The organism is bacterium (assembly GCA_021372775.1).
Lineage (GTDB): Bacteria > Acidobacteriota > Polarisedimenticolia > J045 > J045 > JAJFTU01.
Genome location: JAJFTU010000377.1, coordinates 1 through 4,595 on the forward strand (window position 1 = coordinate 1; position 4,595 = coordinate 4,595).

Genomic DNA, 4,595 nt, shown 5'->3' on the forward strand with positions numbered 1-4,595 from the left:
CCCGCGGCGCGACGCGCAGGGCGCTCCGCCCCGCGGATTTCCGCGAGGGCCGCGTCCGGAGGAGGCGGCGGCGCTCCGGATCTGCCACCATTCCGCGCGTCGGCGCGTCCGTCCGCCGTCGCGGCGGGCGCCGCGCCAACACGATCGGCTTCACTTTGGGCAGAATAGAGGGTGGGCGCCGGGTGCGTCCGTTCGGAGGGGGCATGAGCCGCACGTTCGTGATCTTGATCGTGGTCCTGCTGTTGATCGGCGGTCTGCTGCTGTTGGTCGGCGGCTGGTTCGTCGCCACGCGAAACTCCTTCGTCCGCATGGACGAAGGCGTCAACGCCTCGTGGAGCCAAGTCCAGAACCAGTACCAGCGGCGGATGGACCTGATCCCCAACCTCGTCAACACGGTCAAGGGGGTCGCCAACTTCGAGAAGGAAACGTACACGGCGGTCGCCGAGGCCCGCGCCAAGGCCGGCCAGACGGTCATCTCGGCGCAGGACGCGCGCAATCCGGCGAAGTTCGCCCAGTTCGAGCAGGCGCAGGGGCAGCTCTCCTCCGCCCTCTCGCGGCTGCTCGTCGCGGTGGAGAAGTATCCCGAGCTCAAGGCGAACCAGAACTTCACCCAGCTGCAGGACGAGCTGGCCGGCACCGAGAACCGGATCGCCGTCGAGCGGAAGCGGTTCAACGAGGTCGTGCAGGGCTACAACACGAAGATCCGCCTCTTCCCGGCGAGCCTCGTGGCCGGCATGACCGGCTTCTCCGCGCGGCCGTACTTCCAGGCCCAGGCCGGCGCCGACCAGGCGCCCAAGGTGCAGTTCTGAGCGGGATCGCGCGCGCCGCGCGGCGGTTCGCCGCCGCCGCGCTGGCGGTCCTCGCCTTCGTCGGCGGGGCGCGCGCCTTCGACGTCCCCCCCGCGCCGCCGCGCTTCGTCCACGACGGCGCCGACCTGCTCGGCGAAGAGGGGCGGGCGCGGCTCGAGGACCGGCTCGCGGCGCTCAACCAGCGCGGTCTCCAGATCGGCGTCGCGATCTTCCCCTCGCTCGACGGCGAGCCGCTCGAGGACGCGACGCTGAAGGTCGCCGAGGCGTGGAAGCCGGGGTTCAAGGGCCAGGACAATGGCGCCCTGATCGCCGTCTTCCTCAAGGAGCGCAAGGTCCGGATCGAGGTCGGCTACGGCCTCGAGGGACAGGTGCCGGACGGCGTCGCCGGCCGGATCATCCGCGAAGTCATCGCCCCCGCCTTCCGCTCCGGCGACTACGCCGGAGGCCTCGCCGACGCGGCGTCCACGGTCGGCGCCCGCGTCTTCCGCGACAACTCGGCCCCGCCGCCGCGCCGCTCGACCCGCGCGGCGCGCGTCGGCGGCAAGCTGACGGTGATGGGGCTGGTCCTGCTCTTCGTCTTCGTCCGCTTCATCGCCCGCGCGGCCTTCCTCGGCCGGCGCGTCGGCGGCGGCATCCCCTGGTGGGCGCTGCTCTTCCTCGGCGGCCGCGGCGGCGGCTGGGGCGGCGGCAGTTGGGGCGGCGGAGGCGGCTTCGGCGGCGGCGGAGGCGGCGGATTCGGCGGCGGCGGCGCCTCGGGAGGATGGTGATGGCGGACAAGGCGGTCCGCGCCGTCCACATGGGCGACGCGCTGATGGTGGCGGGAATCGTCGTCGCGCTCGCGTCGACGCTTGGTTGGGCCGGAACGCTCTGGCGCGCCGACACGTGGGACTCCCCGCTGCTGTGGCTCGACGCCGCGGCGCTGGTTCTCGCGGTCGCGCTCTTCGCGGCCGGCTTCGTCGTCCGGCGCCGCGCCCTGCGGCGCGGCCGTCTCACCCCGGCCTCGTTCCTCGGGCCCGAAGAGGAACGCGCCGTCGTCGAGGCGATCAAGCGGTTCGAGCGGTGCACCTCCGGCGAGATCCGCGTCCACCTCCACGGCGGCCGCGTTTCCGACGTGCTCGCCGCGGCGCGCGCCGCGTTCGGCCGGCTCGGCATGACGGCGACGCGCGAGCGGAACGGCGTGCTCTTCTTCGTCGCCACCGCCCAGCGGCGCTTCGCCGTCCTCGGCGACGCGGGAATCGACGCCAAGGTTCCCGACGGCTTCTGGACGGAGATCGTGCGGGGCGTCGAGACGGCGTTCGCCCGCGGCGACTTCGCCGGCGGCCTCGCGCAGGGCGTGGAGGCGGCGGGCGAGGCGCTGGCCTCGTTCTTCCCGCGGCGCGACGACGACGTCAACGAGCTCCCCGACGAGATCTCCCGGGGCTGACGTGGGCGAGCCGCTCCTCCCGCCGGCGCCCGAGCCCGCGGCGCCCCGCCCCGCCGCGCCGCGCCCGCCGTGGGGGGCGCTCGACGTCGCGCTCGGGCTTTTCGGCGGCATCGCGGCGATGGTCGGCGCGGGGCTGCTCGTCGCCGCCGTCGCCTCCGCCGTCGGGCTGCCGACGAGCGGCGTCGTCTGCCGCTACCTGCTCGTCTTCGTCGGCGACGCGGTGCTGCTCGGCGCGCCGCTCGGCGTCGCCTTGGCTCTCGGCGCCGCGACCGCCCGCAACTTCGGCTTCGCGCGGCCGCGTCCGCGCGGCCTGCTGCTCGCGGTCGTCGTCGGCTTGGGACTCGACGCGCTGACGCTGCTCTACGGCGCGGCGCTCGAACTGGCCGTCCCGGCCGTCGCGCAGCGCGCGACCGCCGAAGAGACGCGGCAGATGGCGGCGCTCGACGGGCCGTGGCCGCTGCTCTTCGTCGCCGCGGTCGCGCTCGCGCCGCTCGCCGAAGAGGTCTTCTTCCGGGCCTTCGTCTTCGCGGGCCTCGCCGGACGGCTCCGTCCCGCCCTCGCCGCGGCGATCTCCGCGGCCCTCTTCGCCGCCTCGCACGGCATGCCGGCCTCGGCGCCGCCGCTCTTCGCCGTCGGCTACGCCTGCGCCGCGCTCTACCGGCGCGAGCGGAACATCTGGGCGCCGATCGCCTGCCACGCGGCGTTCAACGCCGCCGCGCTGGTCCTGCGGGCGGTCAGCTGACCGACGCCATCTCGCCCTGCAGCACGCGGGAGTTGATGATCCCGCGGGCGACCTGGTCGAGCGGCAGCACCTCCTCCGCCGCGCCGCGGTCGATCGCCTCCTTCGGCATGCCGTAGACGACGCAGGTCCGTTCGTCCTCGGCGATCGTGTGGGCGCCCGCCTTGCGCATCCGCAGCAGCCCGTCCGCGCCGTCGGCCCCCATGCCGGTGAGCAGCGCCCCGACGGCGTTGGCCCCCGCGCGCTCGGCGACCGACTCGAACAGCACGTCCACCGCCGGCCGCTGGAAGTGGCGCGGCGGGGCCTCGTTGGTCATCACGTAGTAGCGCGCGCCGCTGCGGCACAGCTCCATGTGGCGCCCGCCGGGGGCGATCAGCGCGACGCCGGGGACGACGGGGTCGTTGTCCTTCGCCTCGCGGACCTCGATTCGGCAGACCGAGTCGAGGCGCCGGGCGAGCGACTCGGTGAACCGCTCCGGCATGTGCTGCACGATCAGCACGCCGGGGCAGTCGGGCGGCAGCTCGCGCAGCACGACCTCGATCGCCCGCGTCCCGCCGGTCGAGGCGCCGATGGCGACGATCTTGTCGGTCGTGCGGAGCGTCGGCGCGGGCGACTTCTTGGCCGCCGCTCCGGCCGCCGGCGCCGGCGCCAGCGCCACGCGCCGCTCGACGTGCGCCGCCGAGGCCGCGCGCACGGCGTGCGCCAGCCGGTCGGCGACGTCCGGCACCGAGAGGGCCGAGCCGGGCTTGGCGATCACGTCGACCGCGCCGAGGGCCATCGCGCGGATCGCCAGCTCGCCGTGCTCCGGCGTGAGCGAGCTGACGACGATCACCGGCTTGGGGTGGTAGCGCATCAGCCGCTCGAGGAACGAGAGGCCGTCCATGCGCGGCATCTCGACGTCGAGGGTCACGACGTCGGGATTGAGGGCGACGATCTTGTCGCGGGCGGCGTAGGGGTCCACGGCCGAACCGACGACCTCGATGTCGGGAAAGCGCGACAGCTCCTGGGTGAGGATCTTCCTCACGAGGGCGGAATCGTCCACGACCAGCACGCGAATCATCGTCAGCCTCCCGCCCCGTCCGCGGCCCTATTCCAAACGCAGCGACAGCGCCGCGCGTCCGTCCTCGACGCCGAAGTGGACGACGATCGCCCCCTCGGCGCTTTCCTCCTCGAACGTCGCCGGCCGCGGCGAGGAGATCGAGTAGGTGCCGTCGTCGTCCTCGAGGCTCGGCAGGAACGCGCCGCAGATGATGTTCAGCATCTCCCCCAAGGCGTCGCGCTGCTGGTCGAGCGGCAGCGGCACGTCGTCGCCGAGCATGTTCGCGGCCAGCTCGGCGAGGATGCCGCGCGACACCGCGAAGACCATCCGCCCGCGCCGCGGGCCGCGGATGTCCACGGCGACCGCGACGTCCAGCGGCATCGCGCGCTGCTCGTCGGAGAGGTTCCGCGTCGGCACCATGAACGCCGACATTTCGAGCGCCTGGGCGGCGGCGTCAGAAAGAGAGTTCGCCAGTCGGTCCGTCGTCATGGATCTCGGCTCCCGTCAGTTTGACGATCGTTTCCTTGAGCGTGGCGGGATTGAACGGCTTGTGGACGATCGGCACGCCCTTGGCGGCGAGCCGCT

At 73.8% G+C, this 4,595-nt stretch carries 6 protein-coding genes; 4 read left to right on the forward strand and 2 right to left on the reverse strand.

Going from position 1 to position 4,595, the window contains the following annotated elements:
• The first annotated feature begins 203 nt into the window (after positions 1-203).
• The 4 genes from LLG88_12450 (at position 204) to LLG88_12465 (ending at position 2,974) form a co-directional block, all read left to right on the forward strand.
• Positions 204-809 carry a LemA family protein gene (locus LLG88_12450; GenBank protein ID MCE5247714.1) on the forward strand — a complete coding sequence of 202 codons (606 nt, stop codon included), beginning with the start codon at positions 204-206 and terminating at the stop codon, positions 807-809.
• Positions 810-850: 41 nt separating this feature from the next.
• Positions 851-1,576, forward strand: coding sequence for a TPM domain-containing protein (locus LLG88_12455; protein MCE5247715.1), 726 nt, complete (start codon positions 851-853; stop codon positions 1,574-1,576).
• A gap of 206 nt (positions 1,577-1,782) precedes the next feature.
• On the forward strand, positions 1,783-2,232 hold the full coding sequence (locus LLG88_12460) for a TPM domain-containing protein (GenBank protein MCE5247716.1): 450 nt from the start codon (positions 1,783-1,785) through the stop codon (positions 2,230-2,232).
• A gap of 1 nt (position 2,233) precedes the next feature.
• Positions 2,234-2,974 carry a CPBP family intramembrane metalloprotease gene (locus tag LLG88_12465; protein ID MCE5247717.1) on the forward strand — a complete coding sequence of 247 codons (741 nt, stop codon included), beginning with the start codon at positions 2,234-2,236 and terminating at the stop codon, positions 2,972-2,974.
• Here the strand turns inward: LLG88_12465 and LLG88_12470 are convergent.
• Together LLG88_12470 and LLG88_12475 are read right to left on the reverse strand one after the other, a co-directional pair.
• Positions 2,967-4,037, reverse strand: coding sequence for a chemotaxis response regulator protein-glutamate methylesterase (locus LLG88_12470; protein MCE5247718.1), 1,071 nt, complete (start codon positions 4,035-4,037; stop codon positions 2,967-2,969). The genes LLG88_12465 and LLG88_12470 overlap by 8 nt on opposite strands.
• A 21-nt stretch (positions 4,038-4,058) precedes the next feature.
• On the reverse strand, positions 4,059-4,499 hold the full coding sequence (locus tag LLG88_12475; protein ID MCE5247719.1) for a chemotaxis protein CheX: 441 nt from the start codon (positions 4,497-4,499) through the stop codon (positions 4,059-4,061).
• Positions 4,500-4,595: the final 96 nt, after the last annotated feature.